Source organism: Pontibacter populi, assembly GCF_040278685.1.
Taxonomy (GTDB): domain Bacteria; phylum Bacteroidota; class Bacteroidia; order Cytophagales; family Hymenobacteraceae; genus Pontibacter; species Pontibacter populi.
Genome location: NZ_JBEOKT010000011.1, coordinates 12,242 through 28,940, shown reverse-complemented (window position 1 = coordinate 28,940; position 16,699 = coordinate 12,242). Strand labels below are relative to the sequence as shown.

Below are 16,699 nucleotides of genomic sequence, written 5' to 3'. Positions count from 1 at the left end.
GATTAAATGTTAACGTATGGACTTTCAGTCACTTACACTTGCCATTGCCGATGACCACACACTTTTCAGGAAGGGAGTGCTGGAAATACTGAAAGCATACAAAGAAATAACCGTTATGGCTGATGCAAATAACGGAGCTGAACTGATAGAAAAGATCGAAGCCGCACCAGCCTTACCTGAAATCGTACTGCTGGACCTGGAGATGCCCGAGATGGATGGAATTGCTACCGCACGCTATATCTTAAGTAAGTACCCTGCAGTTAAAATTCTGATCGTATCGATGTATGGAGAAGAATCTCTGGTAGAAAAGTTGTTAAACGAGGGTGTACACGGTTACCTGCTTAAATGTGCCGAACCCGACGAGTTACGCGAAGCCCTGCAGTACCTGAAACAAGACAAGAAATATTTCTACAATACATTAAAGATCGCCTTATAATTAAGTATAAGAATGTATAAACAGAGCCATAGCCATCACGCTGTGGCTTTTGTGTTTTAAGCCTCTTCACATTGCTTTAAAATGCCAATTCCTTAACCATAATTCCGGCTTAAACACTATCAGAACCTTTCCGGAGTAACTCCAAGTATAACAGGTATATTTTCAGTCCTTTTGGCAACTGTAACCTCCAAACCATGTGGTTTACCCGATCAGTAGAAGATGTACTCCAGGAATTTAAGGTTGATCCTGCAAAAGGGCTCTCTGAGGCAGAAGCAAAAGAAAGGCTGATAAAATACGGCCCAAACAAACTGAAAGGCCACAAGAAGAAGAGCGTGCTGCAGCTCTTTATAGAACAACTCAACGACTGGCTGATCTATGTGCTTCTTGCAGCAGTACTTATCACCCTTTTTATGGGCGAGTACATCGATGCGGTCATCATTATTATAGTTATTGTTCTGAATGCGGTGCTGGGCGTAGTGCAGGAAGTAAAGGCCGGTAATGCCATCGAAGCACTTCAGAAAATTGCATCGCCTAAAGCACTTGTGCGCCGTGAGGGCATTGTAAAAGAGATAGATTCGGAACAGGTAGTGCCCGGCGATATACTGATACTGGAAACCGGCAGGTACATTGCAGCCGACCTGCGCCTGATAGAAACGGTAAACCTGCAGGTAGAAGAGTCTGCGCTGACCGGTGAATCTGTTCCGAGCAGCAAGCACGCCGAACAGGTTAGCACCGATGAGCAGACACCGATCGGTGATCGTGCTAATTCTGCTTTTATGTCTACGTTGATTACTTATGGGCGTGGTGCAGGTGTAGCAGTAGGTACCGGCATGCAAACAGAAGTAGGCAAGATAGCCGACATTTTGCAAACCGAAGAAGCTAAAACACCACTTGAGATCAGGCTGGATGAACTGGGAAAAACCATTGGTAAGCTGGCCATTGGAATTTGTGTGATGATATTTGGTGTAGCCACACTGCAGGGCCGCGACCTGGCTGAAATGTTTTTGCTTTCGGTATCACTGGCTGTGGCTTCTATCCCGGAAGGGCTAGCGGCTATAGTTGCCATTGTGCTTTCTGTTGGCGTAACCAACATGTCGCGGCACAACGCTATCATCCGGCGCCTTCCCGCCGTCGAAACACTGGGCTCTGTCAACATCATCTGTTCTGATAAGACCGGTACGCTCACCCAGAATAAAATGACGGTGCAGAAATATTTTACCCTGGAAGGTGAAGTAACGATAGACAGGCAAAATAAAACCCAACCTACTGAAACCGGTGCGTTACTGGCCAAAGCCATGATCCTGTGCTCTGATGCCACTTACCATAATGGAGAGGGAACCGGTGACCCTACCGAAATTGCCTTGCTTGTTTTAGGGGATGACCTGGGACTAGACCGCACAGTCTTACAAAAAAACAACAAACGGGTAGGAGAGTATGCCTTTGACTCGGATCGCAAACTGATGTCGACGCTGGTGGAAGAAAGCGGCAACTATAAGGTTTACACCAAAGGCGCCATCGATAACCTGCTGAACCTTGCCACACATGTGCTGGCAGATGGCTTTGCTGTACCAATAACAGATGCGCACAAACAGCAATTCCTGGAGGCTACTGAAAACATGTCGGATAAGGCGCTGCGGACTTTGGGGGTTGCCTATAAACCGGTAGATGCTGTTGTGCCGGCTGAAGAAATGGAGAAAGACCTGGTTCTGATCGGTCTGGTCGGCATGATCGATCCCCCGCGGTTAGAGGTAAAGGCATCCGTCGAAAAAGCAAGGCAGGCCGGTATAACATCTGTCATGATAACCGGCGACCATAAGACAACCGCCTTTGCTATTGCCCACGAACTGGGCATAGCCGACACCATAGAGCAGGCCATAACAGGGCAGGAACTGGAAGAACTTACCCAGGAAGAACTGGATAGACATGTGAATAATTACCGTGTATTTGCGCGCGTGTCGCCGGAGCATAAGGTAAAGATCGTGCGCGCCCTGAAAGACCACGGAAACATTGTATCGATGACCGGCGACGGTGTGAACGATGCGCCCTCGCTTAACACAGCAGATATTGGCGTGGCCATGGGGATAACCGGAACTGATGTGGCCAAAGGCGCTTCAGACATGATCCTGACCGATGATAATTTTGCAACTATAGTTACCGCCATAGAGCAGGGGCGCAACATTTACAATAACATAAAAAAAGCGGTTATTTTTCTGCTTACCTGTAACCTGGGCGAGGTGGTAGCCATGGTCGTTACCTTACTGATCGGGTGGGAGGCGCCGCTTATTGCTACCCAGTTGCTCTGGATTAACCTGATGACAGACTCTTTGCCGGCTGTAGCGCTGGGCATGGACCCCGGCGACCCCGATGTGATGAAAGAAAAGCCAAGAGACCCCAGTGAAAGCTTTTTTGCAGGTGGTGACGGAGGCAGGGCAGTATTTGGCGGTATCCTGATCGGGGCCTTAACGATATTTGCATTCTGGTACGGGTATTATGAACACGGCTATAGTCCGTTTGATAAAAGCGTGCCCACAGAGACACTGCAAAATGCCCGGACCATGGCCTTCCTGACGCTGGTAGCCTGCCAGTTATATTATGCCCTTGCTTTGCGTAGTCCCATCAAATCCATTTTCCAGGTAGGTGTATTCACTAACCTGTACTTAATAGGTGCCATTGGGCTGGGTCTCATCCTGCAGTTGCTTTTGGTCAGCATCCCATTCACACAAGATGCCTTCAGGCTAAGCATGCCCGACCGGAATGGCTGGATAACAGTAGTGCTGCTGGGGCTTGTGCCTTTGTTAGTGAATGAACTGTATAAGCTGATCCTCCGGGCCCGGCAAGCTACATGAAGCAGGCTGTTCATGTCATGAACGAGGACTTCAACTTAAAAAGTTTTATTTCCTAAGTGTCATTTCGAACAGCGTGAGAAATCTATTTAAGATGTATTCAACTTTGATCTAAATAGATCTCTCCTTACGTCGAGAAGACAAATTTCGCTGAGGTTGACGGCATAGGGTCAGGAACTATAGATACACTGCACTTCAGAGAGCAATGCGAAGAGTAAAAGGTACTTTTATAGTTTGATGCGGAATAAACAATAGCCGGGTTTGGACGTTTAGTAAAAAGCTGAGGTTGTCGATAGTCATTATTTTCAATGATGATTAAGCATATCAACTATAGCAACCTGCAGCAGACCCAAACTACAGAAAACAAACTTAAGTTAACGCGTATGGCAACCGGAACATCAATCGATAACCTCCTTAACACAAAACAAAAGAAGCTTTCTTTTTTTCAGAACCTGATACTGGTCGCTATCTCGGATGGGTTCGTGGATAGCATGGAAAGTGATTTCCTGGTGATGATCGGGGACCAGCTGGGTTTAAGTGAAGAAGATACAAGCCCGATAGCCGAAAACCTGTCCACCCTTTCGTTTATAGTTCCGGAAGAAGGTATGCAGAAAACAATGGAACTACAGACTTTGGTGATGATGGTGCTGCAGGACGGAAACGTGGATGACAAAGAATACCAGCTATGCCTGGATTATACCCGACGTATTGGCTACAGCAAAGAGATGCTCGATAAACTGATCGCAGATTTAGGTAAAAGCGCCAAATGATCTATAGTTGAACTATAGTTTAGACTTAACGCAGCAGGGTGATCGGGCTCAGCATCTTTTCCGGAAACTCTGTTTCGTGCCGGGTGCCGGTATGGTCTAATGCCTTTAAGGTAAGTGCTGCGCAGGCGTGGGCATCCGAAGCGGCCCTGTGGTGCTGAAAATGGATGCGGTGCATGTTGCAGAGTGTTTTAAGGTCGTAAGCGGTCAGTCCTTTCCAGATGCTGCGCGAGAACTTAAGGCTGCAGGCGAAACGCGCTTGCGGCAGAGGTAAGTTGTAGGTAGCTAATGTTTTACGCAGTACACTGAAGTCGAAACTGGCATTGTGCGCGATCAGTAATTGCCCTTCCATATATGGTTTTATGACCGGCCAAAGTTGCTCAAAGGTAGGCTGGTTGGCTACATCGGCTGGTCTGATGCCATGCACGGAAATATTGATATGGTTAAAATTCGGGTAATACAGCGGTTTTATCAGCCATGACTTTGTTTCCACGATCTGCCGGTCCCGAACTATAGTTAGCCCAATCTCGCAGGGGCTGTCGCGTTGCGCTGTGGCAGTTTCAAAATCTAAGGTTACAAAATCCATAGGTAACAAATCAGGCTAAAGTTGCGACAAAGATAACCTAAACTATAGTTTTATCATTCCTTTTATAGTTACCTCCCGAGCTATAGTTGCATGCCGAATAAGTAAACACAGCAGCTTTTTTGGCACCTGTTCCGTACGTGCTTATATACATCAACCTAACCCTACACCTTTATGACATTCTACTCAACTAGTAAAGAACACCTGTTATTTGATGCCGCCCGAAACGGTGACCTGGAGTACCTGAAACAATGCATTGCAAGTGGCGAAGACCTGAGCATAACCAACGGCCGTGGATTTACACCTCTGATCATTGCCAGTTACGACGAGCACCTGGAAGCGACGCGATTGCTTTTAGAAGCAGGCGCCGACCCTAACGCGCAGGACAGCGGTGGTAACACAGCCTTAATGGGGGTGAGTTTTAAAGGATACCCGGAGATAGCCAAACTACTGATAGCACACGGCGCAAACCTTAACCTGCAAAATGGAAACGGTGGCACCGCTCTCATGTTTGCAACCTTGTTTGGTCGTAATGCTCTGGTTAAGCTACTGGTAGAGGCCGGTGCAGATAAAACAATACGCGATGCGCGCGGCCTATCGGCCCTGGACCTGGCCTACCAACAGGGTAACGAAGAAGCAATTCCTTTGCTGCAGCAGGATTCAGCAGTTAACAAAGCAGGAGAAAGTTAAACTATAGTTGGGTTATGGAAGTGCTGGTTTTTTTGCTGTTGCTTTTAGGTGTACTCATCTACATACTATACCGGTTCAACGGCGGCAAAAAACCTCCAAGAAACTTCTACGACCATTACTGGTTGTAAAAGCAACTATAGTTTATTACTTATTCAGTACAATCAGGTCTGCAGAGGCCCGGTTCAAGGCTATCGGAATGTTGTTGAGAACTGCCGTACGGATAAGCGTCTGGATGTCGTGTTCGTGGCCATGCGGTGTTTCGGCATCAATAAAAAAGATGACCTTGTGTATCTCTCCCTGTAGAATACGGGCTGCCAGCAGAATATCGCCACCGCTTGGGCCGTGTCCGAAAGGTTCTACATTCAGATCCAGCAGGTCGTTTATCAGTTTGGCTGTGTTGGTAGTCCCGATCAGGCTGTAACCCCGCAGCGACTCCTGGTTCTCTTTTACCCAGTTCAGCAGGTCTGTTTTGCGGTTGTTGTGTGCAATTAGTGCAATCGTTTTCATGGTATGTTATTTAAAGTTTATAGTGGCCAGCAATGCGCTCCCGCTAAAACCTGGCTAAGTATAGTTGTTGTGCAGCAGATTTAAAAACGTATGGTAAACTAAATCTTATTTTCTAAAAGGGAGTTGGGCAAGGAGTTAAAATATACTTTGCAGAGTGGCGTAACAGCAGGTAAGCGGATCTCGTATTGCCGAACTCAAAACATCTTACATTTATGATCTCATATATATTTCAGGATTGGGAAACGAACAAAGGTAACCTAAAAGGTAGGCTGGTAATGGTTCTTTTCCGGTTAGCCCGTCCTGCCTCTATCAACAAATTTTTCAGGGTACTCTGGTTGCCCTACCTCATATTTTACAAGCTGCTGGTGGAGTGGTTTATGTGCATCGAGCTGCCCCACTGGACAAAAGTAGGGAAGGGGCTTTACATTGGTCATGGTCATGCGCTGGTTGTAAACGGCTGCAGCATTATCGGCGACAACTGTTTTATAAGGCACTCTACTACGCTGGGTAATATCCGGCTGGACGATGGTTCTTATACCGGCTCCCCAATACTCGGTAACAATGTAGAGTTGGGTAGTAATGTCTGTATCATCGGTGAAGTGAGGATCGGGAATAATGTAAAAATTGGCGCCGGCTCTGTAGTAGTAAAAGACATACCTGATAACAGCGTGGCGGTAGGAAATCCCGCGCGAGTGATTAAAACGCTTAAACCAATAGCTGTTCAACCTAAACTCGCATACCAACCAGAAGTTCTGGTCTGATACAGTTATACTTTACTTTTAGATAAGCCGCTCCAGTAAATGGGGCGGCTTTTTTGTTTTTAAACTTCTGCATTCTGGTTTTTATAGTTCGATTTAATGTAAATAAATGACTGAGCTTATTTCATTTAGTTCATAGTTTCAGCTTCATATCAAACCTGCTTTTCAGTGCAATTACTATAGCCTATTGCGCTCTCATCTCCTTCCTGTTTACAGGCATCAACTAAAGATCAAGGAATTCTATATAGTTGAAATAGTTTAACTATATATAAAAATTGTATAAATATTTAACTTTTTATGAGAGGTCGTTTACTTACAAAACCTGTCCATCTAAATGAAATCTGGGAATAACAGACGTCCATAAATCATTCGATTCGTACTATAAGTTAATATTATTTATGTAAAAATTATATTTAATATAAGTATTGTGTAGTATTTCAATCTAAATTATTCCCATTTATCTTAAATGTAGTAGTTGAGTATTTGTTCTCAATTAATAACACTTCGCTATTACTCCATACAAAATAATTGTATCCTTTTTACCTACTGCACGCACTTCAGAAGTGATTTGTGCGGTGAATCTTTTTGTGTAAAGTTATTCCTCTGCCTTAGCTAGCCTAAGTTAATATCTGACCAGTAAAAACACCACTTAACCCTAATTAGTGTGTCATGAGTACGAAAACTACTTTTTTCAAGACTGTATTCAGAAAATTATTTTTAACCCTAATTCCATCCCTGTTTGTATATTTTGCTTACGCCCACCTGCTTGTTAGTCCACCTACCCAGGAGTTACTAGCACAGCTTTTGCCAACAGTCGGCATTTCAACTAATATTACTATTGATGCGGCAGGAGCGAATGAACTAGAAGTTACCCATGAAAAGGTGAAAACTTCTGAGACAGAGATGCTCGTTGGCGACCGGATTAGTAAAGCTATAACATCTGGTGTAGTAAAATTGAATGCGCAGACTGCGGCTACCGGCAACGGTTCTATCCTGCTGGTAACATCTTCAGCAAACCCGTTCAGCGATTATGTTTCAGAGATTTTGCTGGCAGAAGGATTTAACGGATTTGTGAAAGCAGATGCTTCTTCACTAACTTCCGATCTGCTAAACAGTTACACCGTGGTTATAGTTGGCGATATTCCGCTAACTGATGGTCAGGTAGGATTGCTGACCACCTGGACAAACGCCGGTGGTGCGCTTATAGCATTAAGTCCTGATGCTAAACTGGCCCCACTGCTGGGCTTAACTCCTACAGGCAGCAGCCAGACCAATCAGTATTTGCTGGTACACGCGAATGGCCCGGGCAAAGGAATCGTTAACCAAACCATCCAATACAAAGGCGAAGCTGATCTTTATACAGTAGAAGGCGCAACTACAAAAATTGCTACGCTCTACACAAGCGCATCTGCGGCAACAAACTATCCTGCTGTAACAATGCGCAGTGTTGGCGACCTTGGAGGAACAGCTACTGCTTTTACCTATGACCTTGCCCGCTCTGTGGTTTATCTCCGACAGGGAAACCCTGCTATGGCTGGCGTAGAGAACGATGGAACAAGCCCAATCCGGTCAAACGACCTGTATTACCAAAACTGGCTTGACCTAAGCAAAGTAGCAATTCCGCAGGCTGATGAGCAGCAGCGCCTATTAGCCAATATCATCTTAACGAATTCTAAAAAGCCGCTACCACGTTTCTGGTATCTGCCAAGAGGTTTAAAGGCTGCTGTTATCATGACCGGTGACGACCATGGAAATGGTGGTACAAGAGGGCGATTTAACCAATATATAGCGGAAAGTGCAGATAACTCTGCTGAAGCGGTTGCAGACTGGCGGGCCATACGCGGTACATCGTATATCTATTCTAATACGCCACTCTCTGATGCTGAAGCAAAAGCGTTTCAGGACCAGGGTTTTGAAATTGCGCTTCACCTTAATACAGGATGCAACAATTTTACACACGCCTCTCTTTCAGGAAATTTTTCAACACAGTTAGCTGATTTCAAGACTGAGTTTCCGAGTATAGCTAAACCGGAAACAAACCGTAACCACTGTATTGCCTGGAGCGACTGGGATTCTAACCCGAAAGTAGAGTCAGCGAACGGGATCAGACTGGATGCGAACTACTATTACTGGCCTGAAGCCTGGATACAGGACCGCCCGGGATTGTTTACCGGCTCTGGTATGCCTATGCGTTTTGCAACAGTTAACGGCGAAACTATAGATTGCTACCAGGTTGCAACCCAGATGACTGACGAGTCCGGGCAAACTATGTCAAAACACATTGACGCCCTTATACAAAATGCTCTCGGCCCTGAAGGCTACTATGGTACTTTTTGTGCCAACATGCATACAGATGCTATAAGCTCATCTGGCTCGGATGCTATTATTGCTTCGGCCAAAGCAAGTAATGTTCCTGTAATTTCTTCGAAACAACTGCTTACCTGGCTCGATGGCCGTAACGGCTCAGCCTTTAGCAACATGACCTGGAATGGAAGTGTATTGAATTTTGAGGTAAGTGTTGGCGGCGGGGCTAAAAGCCTGGAAGGAATGCTTCCTGTAACCGAACGCACAGGACGTTTGATCAGCCTAACAGTGAATGGTAGCAATGTATCCTTCCGGAATGAAACTATAAAAGGGATAGAATACGCTGTTTTCAGAACTACACCTGGTACGTATGTAGCAACTTACGATGCAGCAGCAGAGCCAAATAAAGCGCCACTGGTTAGTATCACGTCTCCTCAAAACAACGATAAGATTCAGGCACCAGGTAATATAACTATAGTTGCTGATGCATCGGATGCGGATGGAACTGTTAGCCAGGTAGAATTTTTCCAGGGATCGAAAAGCATTGGTGTTGATACAGATGAATCCGATGGCTGGAGCTTTGCCTGGAACAATGTAGATGCAGCCAGCTATAGTCTCACTGCAAAAGCCACCGACAACTCGGGAAGTACATCTACTTCGGAAGTTGTAACTATTACCGTAACAGCAACCTGCCCTTGTACTGTTTTCAGCGCTTCAGCTGCACCTGCTTCTGCTGAGAATTTCTTTAAAAATGGCAATCCTATACAATTAGGCATGCGTTTCAGGGCAAGCGAAGATGGCATGGTTACAGGTGTAAGGTTCTACAAACATGCAGATAATACCGGCACGAATACAGGATTGTTGTACTCGAATACAGGCGAGGAGTTAGCCCGCGTAACTTTTGCAAACGTAACAGCAACAGGTTGGCAACAGGCTAACTTTACTACGCCGGTAGCTATTAAAGCAGGAACTACTTATGTCATATCTTACCACACTGCGTCAGGTGATTATGCAGGTACAAATTTTGCTTTTTTTAACACATCAATCAGCAGGGGACCTTTAACAGCCTTAGCTTTAGGTACAGATGGCGCCAATGGTGTGTACATTGAAAGTGCTACTCCTGCTTTTCCTACGCAAAGCTTTAAGGAAACTAACTATTGGGTTGATGTGGTATTTGATAACGGAACAACTCCACCAGGCGGCAATACCCCGCCAACTATAGCTATAACCGAACCTGCCAATAACGCGACCTACAAAGCGCCGGCCTCTATCGTTTTAAAAGCTAATGCCGCCGATACTGACGGTACTATTACGAAAGTTGAGTTTTTTAACGGTGATACCAAACTGGGAGAAGATGCCACCAGCCCGTATGAATTTAACTGGACCAATGTAACAGCCGGAAACTATAGCATTACCGCTAAAGCTACCGACAATTCGGCTGGTGTAACCACCTCAGCAGCTGTAACTATAAAGGTTTCTGCCGAATGCCCATGCTCTGTGTTCACTTCTGCTGATGTTCCGACGCTGACTGGTTTAAATGATAATGCAGGACCGACACAATTGGGTATGCGTTTCCGGTCGGAAGTAGATGGCTATGTGACAGGTGTTAGATACTATAAAGATGCGCAGAATACAGGTGGCAATACTGGGTTGCTGTACTCCAATGCAGGAGAAGAATTAGCCCGCGTAACATTTGCAAACGAAACGGCATCAGGCTGGCAGGAAGCTAAATTTGCTACTCCGGTGGCTATAAAAGCTGCTACAACCTATGTCATCTCTTACCACACTGCATCCGGGTATTACACTGCTAAAGGTGAAGACCTGAATACAGCAAAAGTGCGCAGTCCGTTAAAAGCTTTGGCAAATAATGAAGACGGACCTAATGGAGTATTTGGGTACACTACCAACCCAACTTTCCCGACTCGAAACTATAATGGAGGTAATTACTTTGTTGATGTGGTTTTCAATACGACCGTTGCGCCGTCAGAAAATACACCGCCAACTGTAACTATAACAGCACCAACAAACAATGCAAATTTTACAGCTCCGGCAACTATAAACCTGGCTGCTACTGCTTCAGATAATGGTTCTGTAGCTAAAGTAGAGTTCTTTAACGGAGATAATTTAATAGGGGAAGATGCAACAAGCCCATACGAATACAGCTGGACAAATGTAGCAGCCGGTAACTATAGCATTACCGCCAAAGCTACTGACAATGAAGGAGCCGTAACCCAGTCTCAGGCTGTAACTATAAACGTAACTGCTGTTACCAACCCTGGAACAACGCTCAGCATAAAAGCAGAAAATGACCTGCCGGGTAACCCTGCCTCAGAGTGGCAGATAAATCAGGCAGGCGATATGTCGATACAGGGTTTTGCTACGGATATGAGTTACAACCGTGGCGAAACAGCCCGTTTTAAAATAAAGACCGATGCAAGCGCTTATAGTATCAATATTTACCGCCTTGGTTATTACCAGGGAAACGGGGCCAGGCTGCAGGGCACGGCAACTATAACTGCTACCTTGCCACAATCGCAACCAGCTTGTAAAACTGATCCTGCAACCGGGTTAGTAGACTGTGGTAACTGGAACGAGTCTGCTACCTGGGCCATACCGGCAAATGCGGTATCGGGAGTTTACATTGCAAAGCTAAACAAAGCAGGCGGTGGTTCGAGTCATATTGTATTTATAGTTAGAGACGATGCCAGCCGTTCTGATCTTTTTTTCCAGACATCTGATGCTACCTGGCAAGCCTACAATGTTTATGGTGATAATAACAATGGCAGAAGTTTGTATGCTGGTGCTGGGGGCAAAGCGGTGAAAGTAAGTTATAACCGCCCGTTTGTTACACGTAGCGGTGGCGGCGGAGGTGGCCCTGAAGAAGATTGGTTGTTCAATGCGGAATATCCGATGATCCGGTGGCTGGAAGCGAATGGATATGATGTAAGCTATACCACGAACGTTGACAGCGACCGACGTGGCGAACTGATCGCGAACCATAAAGTTTTCCTGTCTGTAGGCCACGACGAATACTGGTCCGGGGCACATCGTAAGCACGTAACAGATGCGCGAAACAATGGTACGAACCTCGCCTTTTTTAGCGGCAACGAAGTGTACTGGAAAACCCGCTGGGAAAACAGTATCGATGGAAATGGTGTATCGCACCGTACCTTGGTTTGCTACAAAGAAGGTGGAACCGGCGAAAACACCTGCCAGGGAGAATGCGACCCAAGCAGCGAGTGGACAGGTCTATGGAGAAGTGGTTGCGGAACCTCATCCACAGATGCCTGCAGCCCTGAAAATGAGTTGACCGGCCAGATAAGCTGGGCTGAAAATACAGCTCCGATACAGGTATCAAGCGATTATAAGAACCTGCGTTTCTGGAGAAATACAAGTGTTGCATCGTTAGGAGCCGGTGGAAGTGTAACCTTAACCCAGGGAACTATAGGCTACGAATGGAACCCCGAACAGGAACAATTCCGTGCGACATACCCAGCTGGCAGAATTCTGCTTTCTAAAACTATAGTGGATGGTAAAGTGCATCACCTGTCATTGTACAAGCATAGCAGCGGGGCATTTGTGTTCGGGGCAGGTACTGTTCAATGGTCATGGGGCCTTGACAGCAATCACGACCGAGGTAGCGCTCCGGCAAGCCCTGTGATGCAGCAGGCTACCGTAAACCTGTTTGCTGATATGGGCGTGCAGCCCGAAAACTTACAGTCAGGCCTTGTTCCTGCAACAGCTACTACAGATTCACAGGCACCTGTGGCAGCTATTTCCAGTCCGGCAGCGAATGCTACGTTACCGGTTGGTAAGGCAGCAACTATAACCGGAACTGCTACCGATGCTGGTACAGTGGCTGGTGTTGAAGTATCTACAGACGGTGGCACTACGTGGAGACTGGCAACCGGAACAGCCAGCTGGGCATTTGCCTGGACCCCAACAATACAAGGCCCCGCGGTGATCAGTGTAAGATCATTTGACGACTCCGGAAATTTAAGTACGCCTGTAACACTTAATGTTACTATAGGTGAACCTGGCCCAATAGCCTGCCCATGTACTATATTCCTGCCAACAGAAGGTGTGGATTCTAAACCGGAAAAAGATAATGACACTGGTATACAACTAGGTATGAAGTTCAGGTCAGTAGTAGATGGCTTTGTAACTGGCGTGCGGTTCTATAAGAATGCAGCAGATATAGGTTCTCATAAAGGATTCTTGTATAGCACGACCGGAGAAATACTGGCAGAGGTTTCGTACGTGAACGAGACTGCATCGGGCTGGCAGGAAGCGCAGTTTGCCACGCCGGTTGCTATTAAAGCAGGTACAACATACGTCATCTCATACCACAGCAGCGCAGGATATTACACTGCTACCGGTGGAGGTTTATCTACAGCTATCGAAAGAAACCCGCTTATTGGCCTGGCTGATAAAACTGACGGAGCAAACGGGGTATATTTGTATACTGCGCAACCAGCTTACCCGACAGAGACTTTTGGAAGTGCTAATTATTGGGTAGATGTTGTATTTAACACGACAGGTGCACCGACCGAAAATACGCCGCCAACTATAGCTATAACAACTCCGGCAAACAACGCGACTTTTACAGCGCCTGCAACTATAAACATAGCTGCAACTGCATCTGATAATGGTTCTGTAGCTAAAGTTGAATTCTATAACGGAGAGGTTAAATTAGGAGAGGACCTAACCAGCCCGTATGAGTTTAGCTGGACTAACGTTGCAGCGGGTAACTATAGCATTACAGCCATAGCTACTGACGATAAAAATGCTACTACCACCTCAGCTAAAGTTGATGTACTTGTAAATGCAGTGGCAAATCAACTGCCTGTTGTCAGTATTAGTGCGCCTGTAAATGGGGCAACTTTCACAGCTCCGGCTACTGTAGCTATTACGGCTAACGCAACTGACGACGATGGTACTATAGTTAAAGTGGAATTCTTCAACGGGGAAACCAAATTAGGTGAAGATGCGACATCTCCTTACGAGTTTAGCTGGCCTAGTGTAACTGCCGGAAATTACAGCATCATTGCAAAAGCTACTGATAATAAAGATGCTGTTACTGCATCGGATGCTGTAAGCTTTACCGTGAATGCCCCGATTAATACGCCTCCAACCGTAGCATTAACTGCACCTGCAGATAACCAGTCGTTTGTGGCACCGGCAACTATAAACATGGCTGCTAACGCCTCCGACAACAGTTCTGTAACTAAAGTAGAGTTCTATAACGGTGAAAGTAAAATAGGTGAGGATGCTACTGCGCCTTATGAATATAGTTGGTCAGGAGTTGCGGCAGGAACGTACCAACTTACTGCCAAAGCTACCGATGATCAGAATGCAGTTACAGCCTCGGCCATAATTAATGTAACCGTAACTGCTGCCGTTAATAAACTTCCTGCCATAAGCATTAGCGCACCAACTGACGGCAGCACCTTTACAGTACCGGCAACTATAGCCATTACAGCTACTGCAACTGACGAAGATGGTGAGATCAGCAAGGTGGAATTCTTTAACGGTAATACAAAGTTAGGGGAAGATACTGCAGCTCCTTATGAGTATACCATGACTAGTGTAATAGCTGGTAATTATAGTATAACCGCAAAAGCGACAGATGACAAAAACGGCGTTACAGTCTCTGCTAAAGTAGATGTTAGTGTGAACGAAGCTGCTAATAAACTTCCTGCTATAAGCATTAGCGCACCAACTGACGGCAGCACCTTTACAGCACCGGCAACTATAGCCATTACAGCTATTGCGACTGACGAAGATGGTTCAATCAGTAAAGTAGAGTTCTATAATGGAGAGAATTATCTTGGGGAGGATGTGACCAGTCCGTATGAATTTAGCTGGACAAATGTTGCAGCGGGTAACTATAAAATCACTGCCAAAGCGACAGACAATAAAGGTGGCGTTACCACCTCAGAAGTGGTTAATGCTGCCGTTAATGAGGCGGTTAACAAATTGCCTGTTGTCAGCATCAGTTCACCTGCTACGGGTAGTACTTTTACAGCGCCTGCAACTATAGCTATCGCTGCACAGGCATCTGATGACGATGGTACTATCAGTAAAGTCGAATTCTATAACGGAGAGACAAAACTCGGGGAAGATGCAACCTCTCCTTATGCTTACAGCTGGTCCGGAGTTGTATCAGGTAGTTATACTATCATGGCAAAAGCTATTGATAACAAAGGTGGAGAAACAACATCGGCTGCGGTAAATTTAAGGGTTGCTGACCCGGTTAATGAACTACCTGTTGTAAGTATTAGCTCACCTGCAAATGGGGCAACTTTTATAGCACCGGCAACTATAGCTATTGCTGCTTCGGCATCAGATGCTGACGGTACGATCTCGAAGGTTGAGTTTTATGAAGGCAGTACCAGAAAGTTAGGTGAAGGAACAAAAGTAGCTGAGAACTGGAGCTTTAACTGGTCAAATGTGGATGCAGGTACCTACGCCCTAACTGTAAAAGCTACTGATAATGATGGTGGTGTGAGCACATCTGCTGTAGTAAACATTGAAGTGACTGTGCCTGTGAATAAAGTACCGGTGGTTAGTAATGCCATACCAGACCAAAATGCAACAGTGGGCACCTCATTCAACTATACTTTTGCAGCCAATACGTTCTCTGACCCTGACGGCGACGCCCTGACCTACAGTGCCGCTTTAGCAGACAGATCGGCATTGCCGGCTTGGTTAAGTTTTACGGCAGCAACCCGAACATTCAGCGGTACACCACCTGTAGGTGCGCCGGCATCCCTGCTGATAAGCGTTACAGCTTCAGATGGAAGAGGAGGAAGTGTAAGTGATGGCTTTACCCTAAACATCAGTAAGCCGGCTAACCAGGCACCAGTGCTGCAAGCTATCGGGGAAAAACAGGTGGCAGAAGGCAGCACCCTAAGCTTTACAGCCAAAGCCTCAGACCCTGATGTGCCGGCAAATACGCTGACCTTTACATTGACAGATGCGCCCGCGGGTGCAGCTATAAATGCAGCAAGCGGAGCGTTTGCCTGGACACCCGGGGAAAACCAGAGCGGGAAGCATACTTTTAAAGTTAAAGTTACTGATAATGGTACTCCTGCACTCTCTGACGAAGAAACCATAACTGTTACTGTAACCGAGACAAATACAGCTCCGGTACTTCGCCTGGCAGTCGCTCCGGCATCTGTAAACGAACTGGTTGCTTTCAGTTTGCAGGCATCGGCAACAGATGCAGACGTACCAGCCAACACCCTTGCTTTCGCTTTAGTAAAAGCACCGGCTGGCGCAACTATAAATGCCACATCCGGATTACTAACCTGGACACCTACAGAAGCACAGGGCAATGGAAGCAGCTACGAGTTTACAGTGCAGGTATCAGATGGAGTATTGTCGGATGCAGAGACGTTTACAGTAATTGTGAGAGAAGTTAACGTTGCGCCTGTACTTGCTGCAATCAGTAATAAAACAGTGAATGCCGGTAGTGCCTTAACGTTCAGGGCATCTGCAACCGATGCTGACCTGCCGGCAAATAAACTGGTGTATGGTTTAGCGGGTGCTCCTTCAGGCGCAACTATAAATGCTGAGACCGGTGCCTTTACCTGGACTCCAACCAACAGCCACGCTGGTGAGCATAGCTTTAACGTAGTTGTGAGCGATGGCCTGGTAAGAGATGTGGAAAGTGTAACTGTTAAAGTGAATGCCGTGAATACTGCCCCGGTACTGGCCGAGATAGGTACATTATCCATAAACGAGCAAAGTAAATTAGCTTTCCCAGTATAGGCCACTGATACAGATATTCCAGCCAACGTACTTAC

General features: G+C 46.1%; 8 protein-coding genes. 6 read left to right on the top strand and 2 right to left on the bottom strand.

The window, feature by feature from the left end; all coding sequences use genetic code 11:
- Positions 1–16 precede the first annotated feature (16 nt).
- From ABS362_RS12825 to ABS362_RS12815, 3 genes are all read left to right on the top strand, one after another.
- On the top strand, positions 17–436 hold the full coding sequence (locus tag ABS362_RS12825; protein WP_350412888.1) for a response regulator: 420 nt from the start codon (positions 17–19) through the stop codon (positions 434–436).
- A 194-nt stretch (positions 437–630) separates the two neighbouring features.
- Entirely contained in the window at positions 631–3,282 is a 2,652-nt protein-coding gene (locus ABS362_RS12820; RefSeq protein WP_350412887.1) for a cation-translocating P-type ATPase, read from the top strand.
- 305 nt (positions 3,283–3,587) lie between these two features.
- Positions 3,588–4,049 carry a tellurite resistance TerB family protein gene (locus ABS362_RS12815; RefSeq protein WP_350412886.1) on the top strand — a complete coding sequence of 154 codons (462 nt, stop codon included), beginning with the start codon at positions 3,588–3,590 and terminating at the stop codon, positions 4,047–4,049.
- 25 nt (positions 4,050–4,074) lie between these two features.
- Here the strand turns inward: ABS362_RS12815 and ABS362_RS12810 are convergent, their stop codons facing one another.
- Positions 4,075–4,632, bottom strand: coding sequence for a 3'-5' exonuclease (locus ABS362_RS12810; protein WP_350412884.1), 558 nt, complete (start codon positions 4,630–4,632; stop codon positions 4,075–4,077).
- 171 nt (positions 4,633–4,803) lie between these two features.
- On the opposite strand from ABS362_RS12810, the gene ABS362_RS12805 reads away from it, so the two are divergent.
- Positions 4,804–5,319: an ankyrin repeat domain-containing protein gene (locus ABS362_RS12805; protein WP_350412883.1), complete on the top strand. Its 516-nt coding sequence runs from the start codon at positions 4,804–4,806 to the stop codon at positions 5,317–5,319.
- A gap of 144 nt (positions 5,320–5,463) precedes the next feature.
- On the opposite strand, the gene ABS362_RS12800 is transcribed toward ABS362_RS12805, so the two are convergent.
- Positions 5,464–5,826: a methylglyoxal synthase gene (locus tag ABS362_RS12800; protein WP_350412882.1), complete on the bottom strand. Its 363-nt coding sequence runs from the start codon at positions 5,824–5,826 to the stop codon at positions 5,464–5,466.
- Positions 5,827–6,038: 212 nt separating this feature from the next.
- Between ABS362_RS12800 and ABS362_RS12795 the strand changes: the two genes are divergently transcribed.
- Both ABS362_RS12795 and ABS362_RS12790 read left to right on the top strand, forming a co-directional pair.
- Entirely contained in the window at positions 6,039–6,587 is a 549-nt protein-coding gene (locus ABS362_RS12795; RefSeq protein ID WP_350412881.1) for a serine acetyltransferase, read from the top strand.
- Positions 6,588–7,253: 666 nt separating this feature from the next.
- Complete coding sequence (locus ABS362_RS12790; protein ID WP_350412880.1) at positions 7,254–16,664, top strand: Ig-like domain-containing protein; 9,411 nt, start codon at positions 7,254–7,256, stop codon at positions 16,662–16,664.
- Positions 16,665–16,699 lie beyond the last annotated feature (35 nt).

What these genes read in the sequence shown, in the direction of transcription:
- ABS362_RS12790 (WP_350412880.1), top strand. Translation starts at nt 7,254, where the DNA reads ATGAGTACGAAAACTACTTTTTTCAAGACTGTATTCAGAAAATTATTT.
- ABS362_RS12825 (WP_350412888.1), top strand. Translation starts at nt 17, where the DNA reads ATGGACTTTCAGTCACTTACACTTGCCATTGCCGATGACCACACACTT.
- ABS362_RS12810 (WP_350412884.1), bottom strand. Translation starts at nt 4,632, where the DNA reads ATGGATTTTGTAACCTTAGATTTTGAAACTGCCACAGCGCAACGCGAC.
- ABS362_RS12800 (WP_350412882.1), bottom strand. Translation starts at nt 5,826, where the DNA reads ATGAAAACGATTGCACTAATTGCACACAACAACCGCAAAACAGACCTG.
- ABS362_RS12820 (WP_350412887.1), top strand. Translation starts at nt 631, where the DNA reads ATGTGGTTTACCCGATCAGTAGAAGATGTACTCCAGGAATTTAAGGTT.
- ABS362_RS12805 (WP_350412883.1), top strand. Translation starts at nt 4,804, where the DNA reads ATGACATTCTACTCAACTAGTAAAGAACACCTGTTATTTGATGCCGCC.
- ABS362_RS12815 (WP_350412886.1), top strand. Translation starts at nt 3,588, where the DNA reads ATGATGATTAAGCATATCAACTATAGCAACCTGCAGCAGACCCAAACT.
- ABS362_RS12795 (WP_350412881.1), top strand. Translation starts at nt 6,039, where the DNA reads ATGATCTCATATATATTTCAGGATTGGGAAACGAACAAAGGTAACCTA.